We start from the raw sequence: 19,355 nt of genomic DNA on the forward strand, positions 1-19,355 counted from the left end.
GTCTCCTCCACTTTCCATGGATGGTTCGCGGCGCTTGCGGCGCCGCTTATCGTTGAGGCCGCAAGCGCGGATCAAGGCGCCGCGGCCGGGTACTCAAAAACAGCGGCGGGTGGTTCAGGACACGGCGGCGGCTTCCGGGTGCAGCGCCTCGTAGGCGGCGGCGAATCCCGGGTCGCGCTGGCGCAGGTCGTCGTGGCTGACCTGGCCGGTGCGGCGCATGTAGTCGTAGACGAAGGACACCGGATCCAGCTGCATCTTCTCGGCCACGTTCTCGTACCAGTCCAGGCTACGCGCGGCGGCGGCCTGGAAGTTGGCGGATGCCGGGCGGCGCTGCGCCTCGAAATGCGCGAACGCGGCCTGCGTGTCGTCCGGATGCTGCGTCAGGCCCTGATGCAGCGCGATCGCGTCCTGCATCGCCATCCGGGTGCCGGAGCCGAGCGAGAAATGCACGGTGCGCAACGCATCGCCCAGCAGCACGATGTTGCCGTGCGACCAGCGCTCGTTGCGCACGATGCTGGCCTCGAACCACAGGGAGCGGTTGCCCAGCAGTTCATTGGCGCCCAGGTCGGCGCGGAACACCTCGGCGCAATAGCGCCGGCTGGCGTCTTCGCTGGCCGTGTCCAGGCCGGCGCGCTGCCAGGTGTCCGGGTCCACTTCCACCAGGAAGGTGCTGAGGTCCTTGCTGTACTGGTAACTGTGGGCGATGAAGATGCCGTGGTCGGTTTCGCGGAAGATCAGCGACACCGGGTGGAAGCGCTGGCGGGTGCCGTACCAGGCGAATTTATTGCGGCGGCGTTCGAAGCTGGGGCGGAAGTGTTCGGCGTACTGCTTGCGCACGGCGCTGTTGCTGCCGTCGGCGGCCACCACCATGTCTACTTCCGCGGCCAGCCGTCCGACGTCTTCGACCCGCTGCCCGTGCAGGATCTGCACACCGGCTTCCAGGCAGGCCTTTTCCAGGACTTCCAGCATGTCGATGCGGGCCGTGCGCGAGAAATGGTTGCCCTGGACCTGGACGCGGGCGCCCTGGTGGATGATCTCCATGTAGTCGCAGCGTTCGTGGTGCGCCACGAAGGCCTTGAAGAATTCCGGGTCGGCCTCGCGCAGGAAGGACAGGCCGATGTCCGAGAACACCACGCCCCAGCCGTAGGTGGCGCCGCGCGGATTCTGTTCGTACACGGTGATGTCGTGCTGCGGGGCGTGCTTCTTGGCCAGCAGCGAAAAGTACAGGCCAGCGGGGCCTGCTCCGATGACGGCGATCTTCATTTGGCTTGGCTCCTGTTTGCTTCGGCCTGCGCGCAGGCTTCCTGATAGGACTGCAAGGCGCCGCGCAGCGCGGCGGGCACTTCGATGGCGCGCCGTTCGCCGCGCGCCACGCAGATCGGGGTCAGCCGGGCATCGAAGGCGGGCTGGCCGCGTACGCTGCCGGCGACATGCAGGGTGTAGGTGCGGGTACGGATTTCCTCGACCCTGACGCACATGTCGAATTCCTCGTCGGGCCATAGCGAGGCCTGGAAGTCGAAGGACAGCGCACGGGTAGGCGTACCGAAGCCATGCTCATCCTTGATGCGCTGCGGCGTGCCGTTGAACAGATGGCCGTAGAACAGTTCGGCGGCCGACAGCACGTACTCGCCGAAGGTGACGGTGTAGACCACGCCGGCGGGATCGCAATCACCCCATTTGACGCGGCGGCGCACGATGAACGGCGTCTCGCTCACTACGAATTCAGTGCTGGTCATTGCCGTTCTCCCTGGCCTTTGCGGCCTCCTGGTTGAGCATTTCCGCGACGGTATGGCGCAGGGCGGCCTTGTCGAGCTTGCCGACCTTGGTGACGGGGAAGGCCTCGATCTGCTCGATGCGTTCCGGACACTTGTATTTGGCCAGCCCCTGGCCGGTGAGGAAATCCGCCAGTTCCGTCAGGCTCGGCGCCATCTGTCCGGGCCGGACGATGACGAAGACGCAGCCTTTCTCGCCATAGAACGGGTCGGGCATGGCCACCAGCCGCGCCTCGGAAATGGCCGGATGCGCGCCCACCAGCGCCTCGACTTCCTCGCAGCCGATCTTCTCGCCGCCGCGGTTGATGTTGTCGCGCAGGCGGCCCTCGAAGGAGTAGCAGGTCGCTCCGTCCACCACGCGAGCGGTCATCATGTCGCCGGTACGGTAGTAGCCATCCGAGGTGAATGCGGAAGCGTTGGCCGCAGGGGCGTCGAAGAAGCCCGGCAGCGTGGCGGGACCGCGGAAGCAGAGCTCTCCCATCTGGCCCTCCGCCACCGGCTCCTCGGTGCCGGGCGCGAGCAGGCGGATGTCGTCCTCGGGGCAGCCCGAGCGCCCCTGGGTATGGTGCCGCTCGTACTCGGACGCGTCGGCGGGCGAACCCAGCAGCAGCCCTTCCGTGATGCCGAACAGGTTGGAGCAGGGCACGTTCAGGTGGGCTTCGAGCCGGTCCGCCGCGCTCATGGTGATGAACAGGCGCAGCGTGGACAGGTCGTAGCGCGCCAGGTCGGGGAAGGCCATGAGCTGCGGCGCTATCGGCCCGATGGACATGGCGCGGGTGACGCGATGGCGCTCGATCAGCTCCAGCATGCGCGGCACGTCCACCCGCGGCATCAGCACCGCGGACACGCCCATGGCAATGACGGGGATCAGCACATAGACCTGGGCCGCGTTGTGCAGCAGGGGCAGGGCCCAGATGATGCGGTCGTCATCCTGCATCTTGTAGCGCCGGGCGCAGGCCAGCGAATGGCCCAGGTACTCGGCGTGGAAGCGCGGGATGATCTTGGGCATGCCGGTGGTGCCGCCCGACAGCTGGAAGCTCAGCACGTCTTCGCAGCCGGGGCCCTGGTCCGCCAGGATGAGGCGGGCCTCGGCCAGCGGCATCGCGTCCAGCAGCGCGTGGAGCGACACGCCATGCGGCGAATCGCCGCGCGCGACGACCAGGTGCTCCAGCGTGTCGCTCGCGGCCAGCATGCCTGCGGCGAAGGCCGGCAGGTCGAACTTGCCGAAGTCGGCCTGCACGAAGTAGCCGCGGGCGCGGGTCTGGCGCGTCAACTGGCCGATCTCCAGCTCGCGGTGCTGCGGCAGCGAACAGACGGGGACGATGCCCGCCTTGTAGCAGGCCAGCAGGGCCAGCGCCGTTTCCAGCGTGGTGCCCATCTGGAAGATGGCTCGGTCCGCCGGCGCCAGGCCCAGCTTGAGCAAGGCGGCGGCCAGCCGGTCGGTCTGTTCGTCCAGTTCGCGGAAGCTCAGGCTACCTTCGTCGATGATCAGCGCGGTGCGCTCGGGGCAGCGCAGGGCGGTGGCGTGCAGCGCCGCGCCCACGGTCGAACGTTCCCAGGCGCCGCTGGCGAAGTACTGGCGGGCCCGTTCGGCGTGGTGGTAGATCACGCCCTCTATGGGGTGGCGTATATCTCGCATGGTTGTCTCCTCCTGGCCCGTGTCTCAGTGGCGCGCGGCCGAGATCAGGACGCGGTCCCGATCCAATACGTCGATCGTGCCGCTGACGCCGCCGGTGAACAAGCCATACCAGACGGCGGGCTTGAGCCCCAGGGCCTTGCGCTGGAACTCCAGCGGGCCGTCGGCGACGATGCAGTCGAAATGTTCGCCGGGCACCACGGTGCAGTTCTCGCGCCCGGAAGCGTCCTGTACCAAGGAAGAGAATTCCTCGACCCGGGGCACGAAGATCCGCACGCGCGGCGCGGCGGCGCTGTCCGCCATCTCCAGCCGGTCTTCCAGCAGCGCGGCCTTGCGCGCCCAGACGTCGTCGATATGCCGGATGCGGCCGCCGGCCGATTCCGCATCGGCTTCGGCCTGCATGGCCGCCCGCAGCGTCAGGTCGGCGTCGATCGCGTCGACCTCGCTCAGGGGGCGCAGCTTGCGCGTGAATTCGATGAAGTAGCCGTTGGGATCGCGTACATAGATGGACTCGATCACTTCGTGGCGGGTTTCGACGGAGACCTCCAGCCCGGCGTTCTGCAGCTTCTGCTTCCAGGCCTTGAGCTCGTCTTCGCTGTCGACCAGCCAGGCGGTGTGGGTGGCGTCGAACACATGGTCCTCGGGCAGCGGCCGCATGCTGCTGCGTCCGCGCAGCGCCTCGGGCTCGTCCGATCCCAGGTAATAGAAGAACGCGATCGTGCTGCCTTGGCCGCTATCGAAAAAGAAGTGCAGGAAGTCCGGGTGCGTGGCGGGGCCCCAGCCGCGCGCCGAGATCACATGGACCAGCGGCAGGCCGAGGATGTCGCGGTAGAAGGCGACGGTTTCGCGCAGGCGCCAGGTGGGCCGCGCCGTGTGGTCCACGCCGTGCAGGCGCAGGGGGGCGGGGGTCTTGGGGGTTGCAGTCATGACTTGCTCCGTCGACATTCGGATTAGAGGAAACGCAGGCGCAGCCAGGCGGCCAGTTCGCGGCCGGCGGCATAGCGCCCGGGTTCTTCGCTTTCAGCCAGGGCGCGGCCGTGGTGGTCGCCGCGGATGCGCAGGTGGGTCTTGTCCGGCGCGGGGATGGCGTCATGGATGGCGCGCACGTCGGAAGGGAAACAGGCCTGGTCGCCGGTGTATTCAATGATCAGCGTGGGCTGGACGATGCCGCCGGCGGTGCGTTCCATGCTGGCGTTGGACGACAGGCCGGACCAGGTCGACAGCCAGCTCTCTGGCGTGCAGAAGCGGGCGAAGCCGACGGCGCCGAAGTTCGACGCATAAGGGTCCTTGCCCCACAACGAGCCCGGGTGGCGGTCAGACGGATCCAGGCTGAGGTCCAGGCAGCGCAGGTCGGCGTCGGTGCGCCAGACCACCAGGACCGGCGTGTGCGCCGCCTGCCGACGGCGCTCGGCGGAAGCGTCGGAGCCGCTCTTGACGTCGGCGCGGGCCGCCAGGCGGTCGGCGATCATCTGCCGCGCCTGCGCGTCCAGACGCGCCACGCGTTCGCGCTGCGCCAGACGGTAGCGGGCGACGAATTCCGGCGCATAGCGCGCCTGGCCTTTGGGCCGGTAGCCGTTTTCGGGCGCCAGGGGATCAAGCTCCGCCACCACCGACAACGCGTCGTTCTCGTCGCCGACGGACGGGTCGATGCAGTTCAGCAGCAGCGCGCCTTGACCGGGGTGCGGGCCTACCAGCACCAGCCCATGCACTTCGGGCATGTCCAGTTCGCCCAGTCCGCTGGGCTTGCCGCCCGGCGTGCGGGCGACGCGTTCGCTGGCGGGCAGGCCGGCTTGCTGGGCGTAGAAGGCGTACAGCCCGGCGCCGCCGGAATTGCCCAGCAGCACGATCTTCTTGAAACCCTGTTCGCGCAGGAAGCGCAGGCCGGCGGCCACGTCCTGCAGCGCTTGTTCATGTTCCAGCCTGAGGTCGTTGCCGACCGAACGCGCGCCTTGCGACCAGGCGGCAAGGCCGGCGCCGACGATGTCGGGGATCAGGTAATGGCAGGCCATGAACTCGCGCGGATGCATGACGCAGACCACGGTGTCAGGGCGCGGGCCGGCCGGCTGGTATAGCGATCCGGAGGTAGCGGCGCCATCCGCGGTGCGCAGCACGACGTTGCGGGTCGAGGCGCCGGCGGGCAGGTCGCGGGGATTCCAATCGGTGTTGAGAAAACCTGCGGTGATCTGGTTGGAGGGGGCGGCGGTAGTCACATTCGTCTCCTGTTGCGATGGTCCGTGGACCTCGGTTTGACGTATTAGACGAATATTTGACTTTAGTGTCAATTAAATTTAAAAAATTGACAGTAGCGTCAAAAATGAGGGACTCAACATGGGCAAAACAATGGCCGGCGCGGCCTGGAAGCGCAATCGCGCATGCCATAATTTCGGGACGGGACCGTCCCGGACGGTCTATTCGAGGAACATCGCAACGTGAACGACGCAAGCACCAAGGGAGCGCTGAAGGGCGAAGCGCTGCGCACCGCCATACTCGACGCCGCGGCCACGCTCTTCATCAAGCGCGGCTCCGGCGGCACCAGCATCCAGGACATCGCCGAGTCCCTGGGCCTGAGCCGCACTGCCGTCTACTACTACTTCAAGAGCAAGGACGCGATCCTGCGTTCGTTGACTGAAGATGTGCTAAGCGCGGCCAAGAAAATGGCCGGCGAGACCGCCACCCGCGAGGACCTCGATCCGGTCGAGGCGCTGCGCGCCCTGGTCACGCAGCATGCCGACCTGATCCTGTCGCGCACCGCCGAATTCCGCGTGGCCGACAGGACCGAGGCCGACATGACGCCCAAGCAGCGCGCAGCCGTGCAGGCATCGCGCCGCAACGTGCTGGAGAACTTCAGCCGGGTCATCGAAAACGGCATCCGCGACGGCCAGTTCCGCATGGTCGATCCGCACGTCGCGGCTTTCAGCCTCATCGGCATGTGCAACTGGTCGGCGTGGTGGTACAAGCCGGACGGCCGGCTGGGCCGAGCCGAAGTCGCGGCCATCATGGCCGACATGGCTGTGCAATCGCTGTTGCGTGACGCCTCCCGGCGGCCTAGGTCGCCGGACGTGAGCGAGTCCTTGCGGCTGGTGCGCGAGGATCTGGACTACCTGGAAAAGCTGGTGCTGCCTGGCGGGCCGCAGCCCTGATTGCCGTGGACGCGGGCGGCTTGGGGCGGTAGGGCTTCGCGCTTGCGGATGTCAGGGTTCTTTAGCCGCCGAGGCTGCCCTGCGCCATTCCGATGCTCGCCCCGGCGGGGCTGCGCTTCGGATGGCTCCGGGGTCCTCGGCTGGCAGTCGCGTAATGCATTGGTTTCGGACCCCGTTCAAAGCACGGGTTCTTTTGTACTGCCTGGCCGCAGCAGCGCCCGCCGCGCCCGGGTCCGCTAACCGACTTTCCCCGTCAGGCGCCGCGCCGCCTCCCGCACCGCCGCCAGATGGGCGGCGACATAACGATGGATGGGCGCGGTCAGCGTCACTGCCGCGGCGATCTCGCCATTGAGCAGAAAGACGGGCGCGGATATGCCGGCCACTTCCGCCAGGCGGTCGCCCATGGCGGCGAAATAGCCGTCGGCGCGGATGCGGGCGTACAGCTCCTGCTCGGGCCCGGGCGCGCGGCCCAGCACCGGGTCGTAGGCCGTCAACACGCGTCCGCCGCTGCCGCGATCCAGCGGCAGCAGATCGCCCGCGCGGATGTGGTCGCGCACGGGGTGAGGTGAATCCACGCGATACAGGCACAGGCGGGCATCGCCCTGGCGCACGTGGTAGGCCGCGCTTTCGCCGGTAGCCGCGACCAGGTCGCGCAGCACGGGCAGGACGACGTGCTCCAGCGAAAACGAGGAAGCGTAGATGCCATGCAGGCGCGCGACTTCCCCGCCCAGGGCATAGCGGCCGTCGTCCAGGCGTTGGATCCAGCCGGCGTGTTCCAGCGATGCCAACAGCCGCAGGACGGTGCTCTTGTACAGGCGCGTGCGCTCGGACAGCTCGCCCAGGGACAGGGCCTTGTCGCGAGCCGTGAACACCGACATCAAGCTCAACGCGCGATCCACCGCCGCCACGCCGCCTTGAGCGGCATCGGTGTCGGCGAGCGATTCCGTGGCGGCTTTACGCGGCATCCCGATCTCCGGCGCGTCGAATCATAGGTGGGGCCATATTCCATCCTTTAGAACGAATCAGGCGCATTGTAGGCGGCGTCTGGCGCTGGGGTTCGTGGTTTTCCCTGGGCGTATGGCGCTTGACAGCGGAAAGCTGCGCGCTCAATAATTCTATCTTAAAGAATATCGTTCTATTAGATAGAATATATGGAAAATCAAACCATGGCTCAATCCAACGCCCACACCCCCGACGTCCTGATCAGTGAGGTCGGCCCGCGCGATGGCTTGCAGTCCGTCAAGGCGACGATGGCCACGGCCGACAAGTTGCGCTGGATCGACGCCTTGGTGGCGGCCGGCGTGCGCGAGATCGAAGTGGCTTCCTTCGTGCCGGCGCGCCTGCTGCCGCAGATGGCCGATGCCGCTGAAGTGGTGCGCCATGCGGCGGGGCATGCCGGCATCACGGTCATGGCCCTGGTTCCGAATCTGCGCGGCGCCGAGGCGGCGCTGCGGGCCGGCGTCCACAAGCTGACCATGCCGGTTTCGGCGAGCCGCGAACATTCGTTGGCCAACGTGCGCAAGACACCCGAGGACATGGTCGAGGAAGTGCGCGCAATCGCGCGGCTGCGGGACGAGCTGGCGCCCGCCGTGAAGCTGGAGGCCGGCATCTCGACGGCCTTCGGCTGCACCCTGCAGGGCAGCGTGCCCGAGGACGAGGTCATCCGCCTGGCCGCGCTGTGCGTGGCGGCGGGCGCCGATGAATCGGGGCTGTCGGACACCGTGGGCTACGCCAATCCCGCGCAAGTGCGCCGGCTGTTCCGCCGCCTGCGCGCCGAGCTCGGGGATAAGGCGGGCGCGGCGCATATGCACAACACGCGCGGTCTGGGCCTGGCCAACTGCCTGGCGGCCTGGGACGAGGGCGTGCGCACGTTCGACAGTTCCCTGGGCGGACTGGGCGGATGCCCCTATGCGCCGGGCGCGTCCGGCAACGTCGTGACGGAGGACCTGGTCTTCATGTTCGAGGCGATGGGCGTGCGCACCGGCATCGACCTGGATGGAATCGTTGCCGCGCGCGCGCCGTTGGCCGCCGGCCTGCCCGGCGAGCCGCTGTATGGCATGACGCCCGATGCCGGCTTGCCCAAGGGATTCGTCCGGCGGGCTTGATCGCCCATACCCCTGCGGCCCTATACACCAGAAACAGGCGGTCAAGCCGGCCTTTGCCGCAACCGTCGTCATTTGCAGAAGATCCACGCCCATGTCCAGCCACGCCCATCCGCGCCTTCCGTACGAACACATCCGCGTCGTCGAATTCACCCACATGGTCATGGGTCCCACTTGCGGCATGCTGTTGGCGGACCTGGGGGCCGAAGTCATCAAGGTAGAACCGGTGGGCGGCGACAGCACGCGCCGCTTGCTCGGGTCGGGCGCGGGCTTTTTCCCCATGTTCAACCGCAACAAGAAGAGCATCGCCTTGGACCTGAAGCAGCCCGAGGGAATCGAGGCCGCATTGCGCCTGATCGATTCGGCCGACATCGTCAGCGAAAACTTCAAGGCCGGCGTCATGGAGAAGCTGGGCCTGGACTACGCCACGCTCAAGCAACGCAATCCCCGCCTCATCTACGTCAGCCACAAGGGCTTCCTGCCCGGTCCTTACGAGCACCGGACGGCGCTGGACGAAGTCGTGCAGATGATGGGCGGCCTGGCCTACATGACGGGACGCCCCGGCGATCCGCTGCGCGCGGGCGCCAGCGTCAACGACATCATGGGCGGCATGTTCGGCGCGATTGGCGCCATGGCGGCGCTGGCGCAGCGCGAACAGACGGGCGTAGGCACGGAAGTGCAGGCCTCGCTGTTCGAGAACAACGTCTTTCTGGTGGGCCAGCACATGATGCAGTACGCCGTCACCGGCCGGGCCGCCGCGCCCATGCCCAGCCGCATTTCGGCCTGGGCCATCTACGACGTATTCACCGTCAAGGGCGGCGAACAGATCTTCCTGGCCGTGGTCAGCGACAAGCAATGGGCCATCTTCTGCCGCGCCTTCGGGCTGGGCGAGTTGCTGGCCGACCCCCGCCTGGCCAGCAACAATGATCGCGTGCAGGCACGCGATTGGTTGATGCCGCAGTTGCGCTCGCATCTGGCGGAGCGCAGCGCGGCGGAGCTGGCGGACGTGTTCGAGCGCGAGGGCCTGCCTTTCGCGCCGATCACGCGGCCCGAGCAGCTGTTCGAGGATCCCCACCTGGCAGCCACCGGCGGCCTGGCGCCCATCGTGCTGGAAGACGGCCGGGAATCGCGGGTGCCGCTGGCGCCTTTCACGCTGGGCGGCGCCCAGCCCGGAATACGCCTGCAGCCGCCTGCGGTGGGCGAACACACCGATGCGCTGCTGCGCGGCGTCGGCTATCGCGACGATGAAATCGCGGCCTTGAAAGCAAGGCAAATCACACAAGGAGACTAACCATGATCACGCTATCCCGCCGCGCCTTCCTGGGCGCCGCGCTTTGCGCCGCGGCCTTGCCGCTGCGCGCCCAGGGCGCGGGCGGCTATCCGAACGGCCGGCCCGTGCGCCTTATCGTTCCCTACACCCCGGGCGGCGGCACGGACTCGGTGGCGCGCGCCATCGCGGCCAAGGTCACGGCGATGGCCGGCTGGTCGGTGGTGGTGGAAAACCGCCCGGGCGCAGGCGGCAACATCGGCATGGACTTCGTGGCCAAGGCCAAGCCGGACGGCTACATGCTGGGCCTGGGCCAGACGGCCAACCTGGCCATCAATCCCGCCCTGATGCCGCAGATCCCGTTCGACGCGGAAAAGGACTTCGCGGCAGTCTCCCTGATCGCTTCGCTGCCGGTGGTGCTGGTGGTCAAGGCCAACGCGCGCTGGCAGACCCTGGCCGACCTGGTCAAGGATGCGCGCGCCGAGCCCGGCGGCATCAAGCAGGCTCTGGCGGGTTCCGGCACGGTGGGCCATCTGGCGGGCGAACTGCTCGCCTATCAGGGCAAGTTCCAGGTGTTGAACGTGCCGTACCGCGGCGCGGCGCCGGCGCTCAACGACCTGTTGGGCGGCAATACCGACTACATGTTCGCCACGCCGCAGGCGGCCCAGGAAATGCTCAAGGGCAAGGTGCTGCGGTCGTTGGCCGTCAGTTCCCGCGCGCGGCTGGCGATCCTGCCCGACGTGCCTACCGTGGCCGAGTCCGGCTACGAGGGATTCGAGGCGCTGGACTGGAAGGCGCTGGTCGCGCCGGCCGGCACGCCGCCCGAGGTCGTCAAGGCCGTCAACGCGGTCGTGGAGAAGGTGCTGGCCGATCCGGCCACGGTGGCCATGTTCACCGCCGAGGGCAGCACCGCCATGGGCGGCTCGCCGGAGGCGGCGCAGCGCTACATCCAGGAAGAACAGAAGAAATGGGCGCGCCTGATACGCGAAGCCGGCATCCAGACCGCCGCCTGACGCGCCCCGCAAACATGCCAGGAGACAAATTCATGAAGCATCTTTTAGGAATCGCCGCGCTCGCCTGCGCGGCCGCGACGCAGCCCGCCCTGGGCAATACCGGGGCGCAATGGCCCGAACGTCCCATCCGGCTGGTCGTTCCATTCCCCGCCGGCGGCCCGACCGACATCGCCGCGCGCGTGGTCGGCAAGGCGCTCGCCGACCGTCTGGACACGCCTGTTGTCATCGAGAACAAGGCCGGCGCGCACGGCTTCATCGGCGCCAGCGACGCCGCGCGCAGCAAGCCGGACGGATACACGCTGATGATGGCCAGTATCGGCACCATGGCGATCAATCCTGGCCTTTATCCCGACATTCCCTACGACGCGAACAAGGACTTCACGCCCCTGGCGCTGGTCCTCACGGTGCCCATCGCGGTCGTGGTCAACCCGCAGCAGATGCCGGTGCAGACCGTGGGCGAGCTGGTGGACTATCTGAAGGCCCACCCCGACCGCGTGAACTACGGCTCGGCGGGGAATGGCGGTTCGTCCCACCTGGTGCCGGAATACTTCAAGTACAAGACCGGCACCTCCATGACCCACATCCCCTACAAGGGCTCCAGTCCCGCCGTGACCGATCTGGTGGCCGGCCAGGTCCAGGTCATGTTCGATACGCTGCTGACCAGCACGCCCTTCGTGAAGGCCGGAAAACTGCGCATGCTGGCCGTCACGACAGCGCAGCGGCTGCCGGACTATCCGCAGGTGCCGACCATGGCCGAGGCCTTGGGTGCGCCGGATTTCGAGGCCTCGTCCTGGTTTGCGATGTATGCGCCCGCCGGCACGCCGCAGGCGGTGCAGCAAAAGTTGTCGCTGGCCATCAACCAGGCCTTGGGCGACGCGGCGGTGAAGCAGCGGCTGGCTGAACTGGGCGCGATTCCGGCGGGCGGCACGCCGGGCGAACTGGCGGACTTCCAGCTGGCCGAGCAGCGCAAGTGGGCGCAGGTCATCCAGGCGGCGGGAATACTCCCGGACTGAACTTGCAGACTGGCCCGTGCTTCAGGCCTCGGGGCCAGGACGCAGCCGGCCAGCCTTCCATTTCAGCCGTAGCCGTTCCAGCGCCAGATACACGATGGGCGTGGTGTATAGCGTCAGGAACTGGCTGATCAGCAGGCCGCCGACGATGGCGATGCCCAGCGGCCGGCGCAGTTCCGAGCCTTCGCCCATGCCCAGCACCAGGGGCAGGGCGCCCAGCAGCCCCGCCAGGTTGGTCATGACGATGGGCCGCAGCCGCAGCATGGCGGCGCGGTGGATGGCCTGCTCCGGCGTCAGCCCTTCGCGCCGTTCCAGGCCGAGCGCGAAATCGATCATCAGGATGGCGTTCTTCATGACGATGCCCACCAGCAGGAACAGCCCCAACAGCGCAATCAGCGTGAATTCGATGCCGGCCAGCCGCAGCGCCAGCAGCGCGCCCACGCCGGCCGAGGGCAGGGTGGACAGGATGGTGAGCGGATGCAGCGGGCTTTCATACAGGATGCCCAGCACCAGGTAGATCGCCACCAGCACCGCCAGGATCAGCCAGGGCTGGTCCTGCAGGCTTTGCTGGAAGTTGCGCGCGTCGCCGCCCAGGCGGGTCTGGATGTAAGAGGGCACCATCAGCTTGGCCATGGTAGCGTCGATGGCCACCAGGGCCTGTTCGAGCGACACGCCCTCGGCCAGCGAAAAGCCCACGCCCACGGCCGCGAACAGGCCGTCGTGGAACACGCGGTCGTTGACCAGCCCGTAGTCGTAGGTGGCGAAGGCCGTCAGCGGCACGCGAACGCCGTCCGCCGCCACCACCTGCACCTGTTCCAGGACCTCGGGATCCTCGGTGTAGCGCGGGTCCAGCTCCAGCACCACGCGGTACTGGTTCATGGCGTCGTACAAGGTGGCGACCTGGCGCTGGCTGAACGAGTTGCTGAGCACGCTGCTGATGGTGCCCATGTCCACGCCCAGGCGCTGCGCGGCCGCGCGGTCGATGTCGATCACCACCTGCTGGGTGGCGCCGTCGCCTTCCGCGTCCACGTCGCGCAGCTCGGGTATCTCCTGCATGGCCTTGGAGATCTTGCGCGACCATTGCCGCAAGGCTGGCACGTCGCTGGCCATGATGGCCAGCTCATGGTCGCCGGAGTTGCCGAAGCCGCCGGGCATGCGCAGGTCCTGGTCCACGTTCAGGAAGAACATGCCGCCCGGCACGGCGGGGGCGTTGGTGCGCAGCCAGTTGATGACTTCGGTCGACGATTCCGCGCGCTCGGCGGCGGGCTTCAGGCGGATCAGGAACAGGGAATTGCTGATGCCCAGGCTGCCGCCGTTGTAGCCGATGACGTCCTGAACCGCCGGATGCTTGAGCACCAGTTGCCGGTACTGGTCGATCTTGGGCTGCATGACCTGGAACGAGAAGCCGTCGTCGCCGCGCACGAAGCCCACCAGTTGTCCGGTGTCCTGCACCGGCAGGAAGCCCTTGGGCGCCTGCACGTACAAATAGACGTTCAGCCCGACCACGCCGGCCAGCAGCAGAAGCGTCAGCCGGGCATGGCCCAGCACCCGCCACAGGCTGCTGCCGTACCAGGCGTGGACGCGTTCGAAGGCCGCCTGCATGCGCGACGGACGCAAGTCCGCGCTAGTCGCCTGCGGGCTAGCGGGCTTGAGCCAGCGGGCGCACAGGCTGGGGATGATGGCCACCGAGACCACCAGCGAGATGACCGTGGCGGCGACCAGGGTGATGGAGAACTCTCGGAACAGCCGCTCGACCAGGCCGCCCATGAACAGGATGGACACGAAGACCACGCTCAGCGCCACCGTCATGGCCACCAGCGTGAAGCCCACCTCGCGCACGCCGCGCAGCGCGGCCTTGCGCGGCGACAGGCCGCGCTCGATGTGGCGCGAGATGTTCTCCAGCACCACGATGGCGTCGTCGACCACCAGGCCGGCAGCGACGATCAGCGCCATCAACGACAGATTGTTGAGCGAGAAGCCCCACAGGTACATGACGGCGAAGGTGGCGATCAGGCACACCGGAATCGCCACGCTGGGTATCGCCGCCGCCCGCGCATTGCCCAGGAACGCCCACACCACCAGGATCACCAGCGCCGTGGCCAGCCCCAGCGTGATGTGCGCTTCGCGCAGGGTGGCGTTGATGCCGGGCGAGCGGTCCAGCGCCACGGTCAGGTCCACGTCGGCCGGCATCAGTGCGCGCAGGCCGGGCAGGGCCTGGTTGATCGCGCCTATGGTTTCGATGATGTTCGAGCCGGGTTGGCGGCTGATGGTCAGGACCACGGCCGGGTTGCGGTTGTGAAAGCCGCTGCTGTAGCGGTTTTCGACCGAGTCGCTCACCCGAGCAACCTGCAACAGCCGGATCACCGCGCCGTCCTGGTGGCGCACGATCAGGCTCTCGTAGTCGCGCGCGGCGCGCGGCTGTTCGGGCGTGCCGACCTCCCAGCGCCGGCTGGCGGAATCGAGCTGACCCTGCGGCCTCATGGGCGCGGCGTCGGCGATGGCCTGGCGCACCTCGTCCAGCGCCACGCCGTAGTGGGCCAGGGCGTTGGAATTGACCTGCACCCGCACCGCGGGCAGGGAGCTGCCGCCCAGGGTCACTTCGCCCACGCCGTTGATCTGCGAGATCTTCTGCGCCAGCACCGTCGAACCCAGGTCGTAGAGCTCGCCCGCGGGGCGGGTGGCGGAGCTGAGCGCCAGCGCCATGATGGGCGCCTGGGACGGATTGACCTTGCGGTAGCTGGGATTGCCGGGCATGCCGGAGGGCAGTTCCGCGCGGGCGGCGTTGATGGCGGCCTGCACGTCGCGGGCGGCTTCGTTGATGTCGCGGTCCAGGTCGAATTGCAGCTGCACGCGGGTGGCACCCTGGTTGCTGGACGAGGTCATCGAACTGACGCCCGCGATACTGCCCAGCGCGCGCTCCAGCGGCGCGGCCACGGTGCTGGCCATGCTCTCGGGGCTGGCGCCCGGCAGTTCGGCCCGCACTTCGATGGTGGGGAAGTCGACCTGGGGCAGCGGCGCCACGGGCAGCAGCCGCCATGCGACCGCGCCCAGCAGGGTCAGCGCGATCGCCAGGAAGATGCAGGCGGTCGGGCGGTGCAGCAAGGCGCGGATCATGGCGCCCGGCCTTCAACCCCGGGCTTGCCGGCCGGCGCGCCGCGGCGCTGGCCCAGGCGTTGAAAGAACAGGTACACGGCGGGCGTGGTGAACAGGGTCAGCACCTGGCTGACCAGCAGCCCGCCCACCATGACCCAGCCCAGCGGCTGGCGCAGTTCCGCGCCCGAACCCGTGGCCAGCATCAGCGGCAGCGCGCCGAACAGCGCCGCCAGCGTGGTCATCAGGATGGGCCGCAGGCGCAGCAGGGCGGCCTCGCGGATCGCCGCCTGCGGCGCCAAGCCGCGCGAACGTTCGGCCTCCAGCGCAAAGTCCACCATCATGATGCCGTTCTTCTTCACCAGCCCGATCAGCAGGATGATGCCGATGACCGCGATCAGGTCCAGCGGGCGTCCGGTAAGCAGCAGCGCGAGCAAGGCCCCGACGGCGGCCGAGGGCAGGGTGGACAGGATGGTCACCGGATGGATGGCGCTTTCATATAGCATGCCCAGCACCAGGTACATGGTGACCACCGCGGCCAGCATCAGCCACAGCGTGTTCGACAGCGAGGCCTGGAACGCCGCCGCGGCGCCTTGCAGACGCAACTCCACGCTGGCCGGCATGCCGATTTCCTGCCGCGCGGATTCGATGGCGGCGATGGCCTCGCCCAGCGAACCGCCCGCCGGCAGGTTGAACGACAGGTTGACCGCGGGAAACTGCGCCAGGTGGTTCACGGCCAGCGGCACCGCGCGTTCGCTGACCGTGGCCAGCGCCGACAGGGGGATCGCCTGCCCGTCGTCGGTCTGCAGATGGATACGCTCCAGCGCGTCCGGGTCCAGCGCCAGCTTGCGGTCCACTTCCAGCACGACCCGGTACTGGTTGGACTGCGTGAACAGCGTGGCCACCTGGCGTTGGCCGAAGGCGTTGTAAAGCGTCTGCGCCACGTCGTCCATCGTCACGCCCAGGCGGGCCGCGGCATCGCGCGAGACCTGCAGATAGGCCTGGCGGCCGTCGCCTTGCAGGTCCGTGGAGATTTCGGCCAGTTCGGGCGCTTGCGCCAGGCGCGCCGTCAGCGCGTGGCTCCAGCGCGCCAGCAGCTCGCTGTCCGGCGAGGTCAGCGTGAACTGGTACTGGCCGCGGCTCACGCGGTCCTCGATATTGAGCTCCTGCACCGGCTGCAGGAACAGCGAGATGCCCTGGACCTCGCGGGCGCGCGCATCCAGCCGCGCCATGATGTCCGCCAGCGGCGCGCTGCGTTCCGACCAGGGTTTCAGGTTGATCAGCAGCCGGCCGGTGTTCAGGGTGGTGTTCATGCTGTCGATGCCGATGAAGGACGACAGGCTGGCCACGTCCGGGTCCGCCAGCAGCGCCTCGGCCACCGCCTGCTGGCGCCGCGACATGGCGTCGAACGAGGTGCTTTGGGACGATTGCGTCACTCGCAGCGTGCCGCCGTCCTGGGTCGGAAAGAAGCCCTTGGGCACGGCCAGGTACAGCAGGCCGGTCAGCGCCACGGTCGCCAGCATCACGGCCAGGGTCAGCCGCTGATGGCGCAAGGTCAGGTCCAGCCAACCGGCGTAGCGCGCCTGGACGCGGTCCAGCAGCCCGGGGCGCGTCGGCTCGTGCGCCGGCAGCAGCCGCGCGCACATCATGGGCGTCAGGGTAAGCGACACCGCCAGCGATATCAGGATGGCCACCGCCAGCGTGACCGCGAACTCGCGGAACAGCCGACCCACCACGTCCTCCATGAACAGCAGCGGGATCAGCACCGCAATCAGCGACAGGGTCAGGGATACCAGCGTGAAGCCGATCTGTCCGGCGCCCTTGAGCGCCGCCGCCATCGGGCTGTGGCCCTGCTCGCGGTAGCGCGCAATGTTCTCCAGCATCACGATAGCGTCGTCCACCACGAAGCCCGCGCCGATGGTCAGCGCCATCAACGTCAGGTTGTTGGTGGAGAACCCCGCCAGATGCATGAAGCCGAAGGTGCCGATCAAGGACAGCGGCACGGCCAGGCTGGGTATCAGCGTGGCGGGCAGGTTGCGCAGGAACAGGAAGGTCACCAGCACCACCAGGCCCACGGCGAAGGCCAGTTCCCATTGCACGCCGCGCACCGACGCGCGGATGCTTTCGGTGCGGTCCGTCAGCACGCGGACCTGCGCGGCCGCCGGCAGGCTGGCCGTCAGCTGCGGCAGCAGAGCCTTGACCTGATCGGCCACGGCGATGACGTTGGCGCCCGGCTGGCGCTGGATGTTGACCAGCACGGCCGGCTGCTTGTCGACCCAGGCGGCCAGGTAGCGGTCTTCCGCCCCGTCCTCGACGGTGGCGACCTGGCCCAGCCGCACCGGCGCGCCGTTGCGCCAGGCCACGATCAGCTCGCGGTACTCCTCGGCGCTCTGCAATTGGTCGTTGGCGTCCATGATGACCGAGCGCACCGGCCCGTCGAAGCTGCCCTTGGGCTGGTTCGAGTTGGCCTTGGCGATGGCTTCCTGCACGTCGGCCAATTGCAGTCCGCGCGCGGCCAGCGCCATCGGATTGACCTGCACCCGCACCGCCGGCCGCTGGCCGCCGGCCAGGCTGACCATGCCCACGCCGGACAACTGCGACAGGCGCTGCGTCATGCGCGTGTCGACCAGGTCGTAGACCTGGGGCAGCGGCAGGGAATCGGAGGTGACCGCCAGGGTCAGGATCGGCACGTCCGCGGGATTGACCTTGCGGTACACGGGCGGGGTCGGCAGGTCGTCGGGCAGCAGCGAACTGCTGGCGCTGATGGCCGCCTGGACTTCCTGCTCCGCCACGCCCAATGACACGTCCAGCGAGAATTGCAGCGTGATCACCGAGATGCCGCTGCCGCTGGTGGACGACATCTGCTTCAAGCCCGGTATCTGCCCGAAGCGCCGCTCCAGCGGCGCGGTGACGGTGCGCGCCGTCACGTTCGGACTGGCGCCGGGATACTGCGTGGTCACCTGGATGATGGGGTAGTCCACCTGCGGCAGCGCTGCCACGGGCAGCATGCGCCACGCCAGGATGCCCGACAGCAGCAGGGCGATCATCAGGAAGGACGTGGCGACAGGGCGCAGGATGAAGGGACGCGACAGGCTCATGATTTCTGCGGCTCGACAATCTGCACGTCGCGGCCGTCGTGCAGGCGGTCCACGCCTTCGACCACCACGCGTTCGTCCTCGGCCAGGCCGGATTGCACGACGATGCGCCCGGCATTGGCGGGACCCAGGTTCAGCACGCGGCGGCTGGCGCGACTGTCTCCGTCTATGACGAACACAAAGGCTCCCTCGGATCCATATTGGATGGCCGCGGTGGGAATGGTGATGACGTGGTCCTGTTGCACTACCGCCAGCCGGATATTGATGAACTGGTTCGGAAACAGCGATTCGTCCGCATTGTCGAAGCGCGCGCGCAACCGGACCGTGCCGCTGGCGGCCTGGATGCGGTTGTCCAGCGCTTCCAGCGTGCCCTCGGCCAGCAGGCGGCGGTCATCCGCATCCCAGGCTTGCACCCGCAGCGCGGAGTCCCGCGCCTGCGCCGCGCGCAGGATGTCCAGCCGCGTTTCGGAAATATTGAAGAGGGCGGAAATTGGCCGGGTCTGCACCAGCGTAGTCAGGCCGTTGGCGTCGTCGGCGCGCACGTGGTTGCCGGCATCGACGCGCCGCAGTCCGATGCGGCCGTCGTGCGGCGCGACGATGCGGGTGTGGTCCAGCAGCCGCCGGGCGTCAGCCACCTGGGCCTGGTTGCGTTGCCGCTGGGCGGCGTAGGCGCGCACCTGGGCTTCGGCGGTATCCAGTTGCTGGCCCGCCACCGCTTCCTGCCGCGCCAGCTTGCGATAGCGCTGCAGGTCTGCCTCCGCGTTTTCCAGCAGCGCCTGGGTGCGCGCCAGTTCGCCTTCGGCTGCGGCCAGCGCTGCGAGATAAGGGCGCGCATCGATCTCCGCCAGCAACTGGCCGCGCGTCACGGCCTGGCCCTCGGTGAAATGCAGTTTGAGCAGTTCGCCGTCGACCTGGCTGCGCAAGGTCACCTGCGCCAATGGCGTGATGGTTCCGAGGGCATGCAGGTCGCGCTGCAGCGGGCCGGCGGTTGCGGCCTCAATCGCCACGGCAACCGGAATCTGCCCATAGTCGGGCGGGCGCGCGGCGGGGGAACCCTTGGATCCGGCGTACCAGAACGCCAGGGTGGCCAAGACCGCCAAAGCCAGCGCGGCGGCGATCAGGACCAGGCGTTTGCGTGGGAAATGAGGGCCCGGGGAAGGGGGCAGGGACATCGGGACTGCCAGGCTAGGGGGTTACACACAGTCCGGATTCTATATGAATAATAACTAT

14 protein-coding genes are annotated in these 19,355 nt (G+C 68.1%); 5 read left to right on the top strand and 9 right to left on the bottom strand.

All coding sequences use genetic code 11. From position 1 onward, the window contains the following. Window positions 1-114: 114 nt before the first annotated feature. From WBB14_RS29820 to WBB14_RS29840, 5 genes are read right to left on the bottom strand one after another with little or no spacing between them, the layout of a single operon-like run. Window positions 115-1,263, bottom strand: coding sequence for an FAD-dependent monooxygenase (locus WBB14_RS29820; protein ID WP_424242955.1), 1,149 nt, complete (start codon window positions 1,261-1,263; stop codon window positions 115-117). Beyond that, complete coding sequence (locus WBB14_RS29825) at window positions 1,260-1,736, bottom strand: acyl-CoA thioesterase (RefSeq protein ID WP_424242956.1); 477 nt, start codon at window positions 1,734-1,736, stop codon at window positions 1,260-1,262. Before WBB14_RS29825 ends, WBB14_RS29820 begins: the two co-directional genes overlap by 4 nt. After that, a complete protein-coding gene (locus WBB14_RS29830; RefSeq protein ID WP_424242957.1) occupies window positions 1,723-3,411 on the bottom strand; it encodes an AMP-binding protein in 1,689 nt (562 codons plus the stop codon). Before WBB14_RS29830 ends, WBB14_RS29825 begins: the two co-directional genes overlap by 14 nt. 24 nt (window positions 3,412-3,435) lie before the next feature. After that, entirely contained in the window at window positions 3,436-4,335 is a 900-nt protein-coding gene (locus WBB14_RS29835) for a VOC family protein (RefSeq protein ID WP_424242958.1), read from the bottom strand. 23 nt (window positions 4,336-4,358) lie between these two features. Further along, entirely contained in the window at window positions 4,359-5,618 is a 1,260-nt protein-coding gene (locus WBB14_RS29840) for an alpha/beta hydrolase (protein ID WP_424242959.1), read from the bottom strand. A gap of 219 nt (window positions 5,619-5,837) precedes the next feature. Between WBB14_RS29840 and WBB14_RS29845 the strand changes: the two genes are divergently transcribed. Next, window positions 5,838-6,548 (top strand): TetR/AcrR family transcriptional regulator, encoded by a 711-nt coding sequence (locus WBB14_RS29845; RefSeq protein ID WP_332012966.1) that lies wholly within the window; start codon window positions 5,838-5,840, stop codon window positions 6,546-6,548. Between the two features lie 236 nt (window positions 6,549-6,784). Here the strand turns inward: WBB14_RS29845 and WBB14_RS29850 are convergent, their stop codons facing one another. Continuing rightward, window positions 6,785-7,513, bottom strand: a complete 729-nt coding sequence (locus tag WBB14_RS29850) for an IclR family transcriptional regulator (RefSeq protein WP_424242960.1) — start codon at window positions 7,511-7,513, stop codon at window positions 6,785-6,787. A gap of 201 nt (window positions 7,514-7,714) precedes the next feature. Between WBB14_RS29850 and WBB14_RS29855 the strand changes: the two genes are divergently transcribed. The 4 genes from WBB14_RS29855 to WBB14_RS29870 all read left to right on the top strand — a co-directional run bounded on the left by WBB14_RS29855 (window position 7,715) and on the right by WBB14_RS29870 (window position 11,943). Further along, entirely contained in the window at window positions 7,715-8,653 is a 939-nt protein-coding gene (locus WBB14_RS29855; RefSeq protein ID WP_424242961.1) for a hydroxymethylglutaryl-CoA lyase, read from the top strand. 91 nt (window positions 8,654-8,744) lie between these two features. Further along, window positions 8,745-9,941 (top strand): CaiB/BaiF CoA transferase family protein, encoded by a 1,197-nt coding sequence (locus WBB14_RS29860; RefSeq protein ID WP_424242962.1) that lies wholly within the window; start codon window positions 8,745-8,747, stop codon window positions 9,939-9,941. A 2-nt stretch (window positions 9,942-9,943) separates the two neighbouring features. After that, window positions 9,944-10,930, top strand: coding sequence for a Bug family tripartite tricarboxylate transporter substrate binding protein (locus tag WBB14_RS29865; RefSeq protein ID WP_424242963.1), 987 nt, complete (start codon window positions 9,944-9,946; stop codon window positions 10,928-10,930). Window positions 10,931-10,962: 32 nt separating this feature from the next. Next, on the top strand, window positions 10,963-11,943 hold the full coding sequence (locus tag WBB14_RS29870) for a Bug family tripartite tricarboxylate transporter substrate binding protein (protein WP_424242964.1): 981 nt from the start codon (window positions 10,963-10,965) through the stop codon (window positions 11,941-11,943). A gap of 21 nt (window positions 11,944-11,964) precedes the next feature. On the opposite strand, the gene WBB14_RS29875 is transcribed toward WBB14_RS29870, so the two are convergent. The 3 genes from WBB14_RS29875 to WBB14_RS29885 are packed head-to-tail and all read right to left on the bottom strand — an operon-like array spanning window position 11,965 to window position 19,297. Next, window positions 11,965-15,054, bottom strand: coding sequence for an efflux RND transporter permease subunit (locus WBB14_RS29875; RefSeq protein ID WP_424242965.1), 3,090 nt, complete (start codon window positions 15,052-15,054; stop codon window positions 11,965-11,967). After that, on the bottom strand, window positions 15,051-18,128 hold the full coding sequence (locus tag WBB14_RS29880) for a multidrug efflux RND transporter permease subunit (protein WP_424242966.1): 3,078 nt from the start codon (window positions 18,126-18,128) through the stop codon (window positions 15,051-15,053). Before WBB14_RS29880 ends, WBB14_RS29875 begins: the two co-directional genes overlap by 4 nt. Then, entirely contained in the window at window positions 18,125-19,297 is a 1,173-nt protein-coding gene (locus WBB14_RS29885; RefSeq protein ID WP_424242967.1) for an efflux RND transporter periplasmic adaptor subunit, read from the bottom strand. The genes WBB14_RS29880 and WBB14_RS29885 overlap by 4 nt, the downstream gene beginning before the upstream one ends. Window positions 19,298-19,355: the final 58 nt, after the last annotated feature.

Origin of the sequence: Achromobacter sp. (assembly GCF_049647645.1) — a bacterium.
GTDB lineage: Bacteria > Pseudomonadota > Gammaproteobacteria > Burkholderiales > Burkholderiaceae_B > Achromobacter.

Coding starts and splice junctions, on each gene's coding strand:
- WBB14_RS29820 (WP_424242955.1), bottom strand. CDS start 1,263: ATGAAGATCGCCGTCATCGGAGCAGGCCCCGCTGGCCTGTACTTTTCG.
- WBB14_RS29825 (WP_424242956.1), bottom strand. CDS start 1,736: ATGACCAGCACTGAATTCGTAGTGAGCGAGACGCCGTTCATCGTGCGC.
- WBB14_RS29830 (WP_424242957.1), bottom strand. CDS start 3,411: ATGCGAGATATACGCCACCCCATAGAGGGCGTGATCTACCACCACGCC.
- WBB14_RS29835 (WP_424242958.1), bottom strand. CDS start 4,335: ATGACTGCAACCCCCAAGACCCCCGCCCCCCTGCGCCTGCACGGCGTG.
- WBB14_RS29850 (WP_424242960.1), bottom strand. CDS start 7,513: ATGCCGCGTAAAGCCGCCACGGAATCGCTCGCCGACACCGATGCCGCT.
- WBB14_RS29855 (WP_424242961.1), top strand. CDS start 7,715: ATGGCTCAATCCAACGCCCACACCCCCGACGTCCTGATCAGTGAGGTC.
- WBB14_RS29860 (WP_424242962.1), top strand. CDS start 8,745: ATGTCCAGCCACGCCCATCCGCGCCTTCCGTACGAACACATCCGCGTC.
- WBB14_RS29865 (WP_424242963.1), top strand. CDS start 9,944: ATGATCACGCTATCCCGCCGCGCCTTCCTGGGCGCCGCGCTTTGCGCC.
- WBB14_RS29870 (WP_424242964.1), top strand. CDS start 10,963: ATGAAGCATCTTTTAGGAATCGCCGCGCTCGCCTGCGCGGCCGCGACG.
- WBB14_RS29875 (WP_424242965.1), bottom strand. CDS start 15,054: ATGATCCGCGCCTTGCTGCACCGCCCGACCGCCTGCATCTTCCTGGCG.
- WBB14_RS29880 (WP_424242966.1), bottom strand. CDS start 18,128: ATGAGCCTGTCGCGTCCCTTCATCCTGCGCCCTGTCGCCACGTCCTTC.
- WBB14_RS29885 (WP_424242967.1), bottom strand. CDS start 19,297: ATGTCCCTGCCCCCTTCCCCGGGCCCTCATTTCCCACGCAAACGCCTG.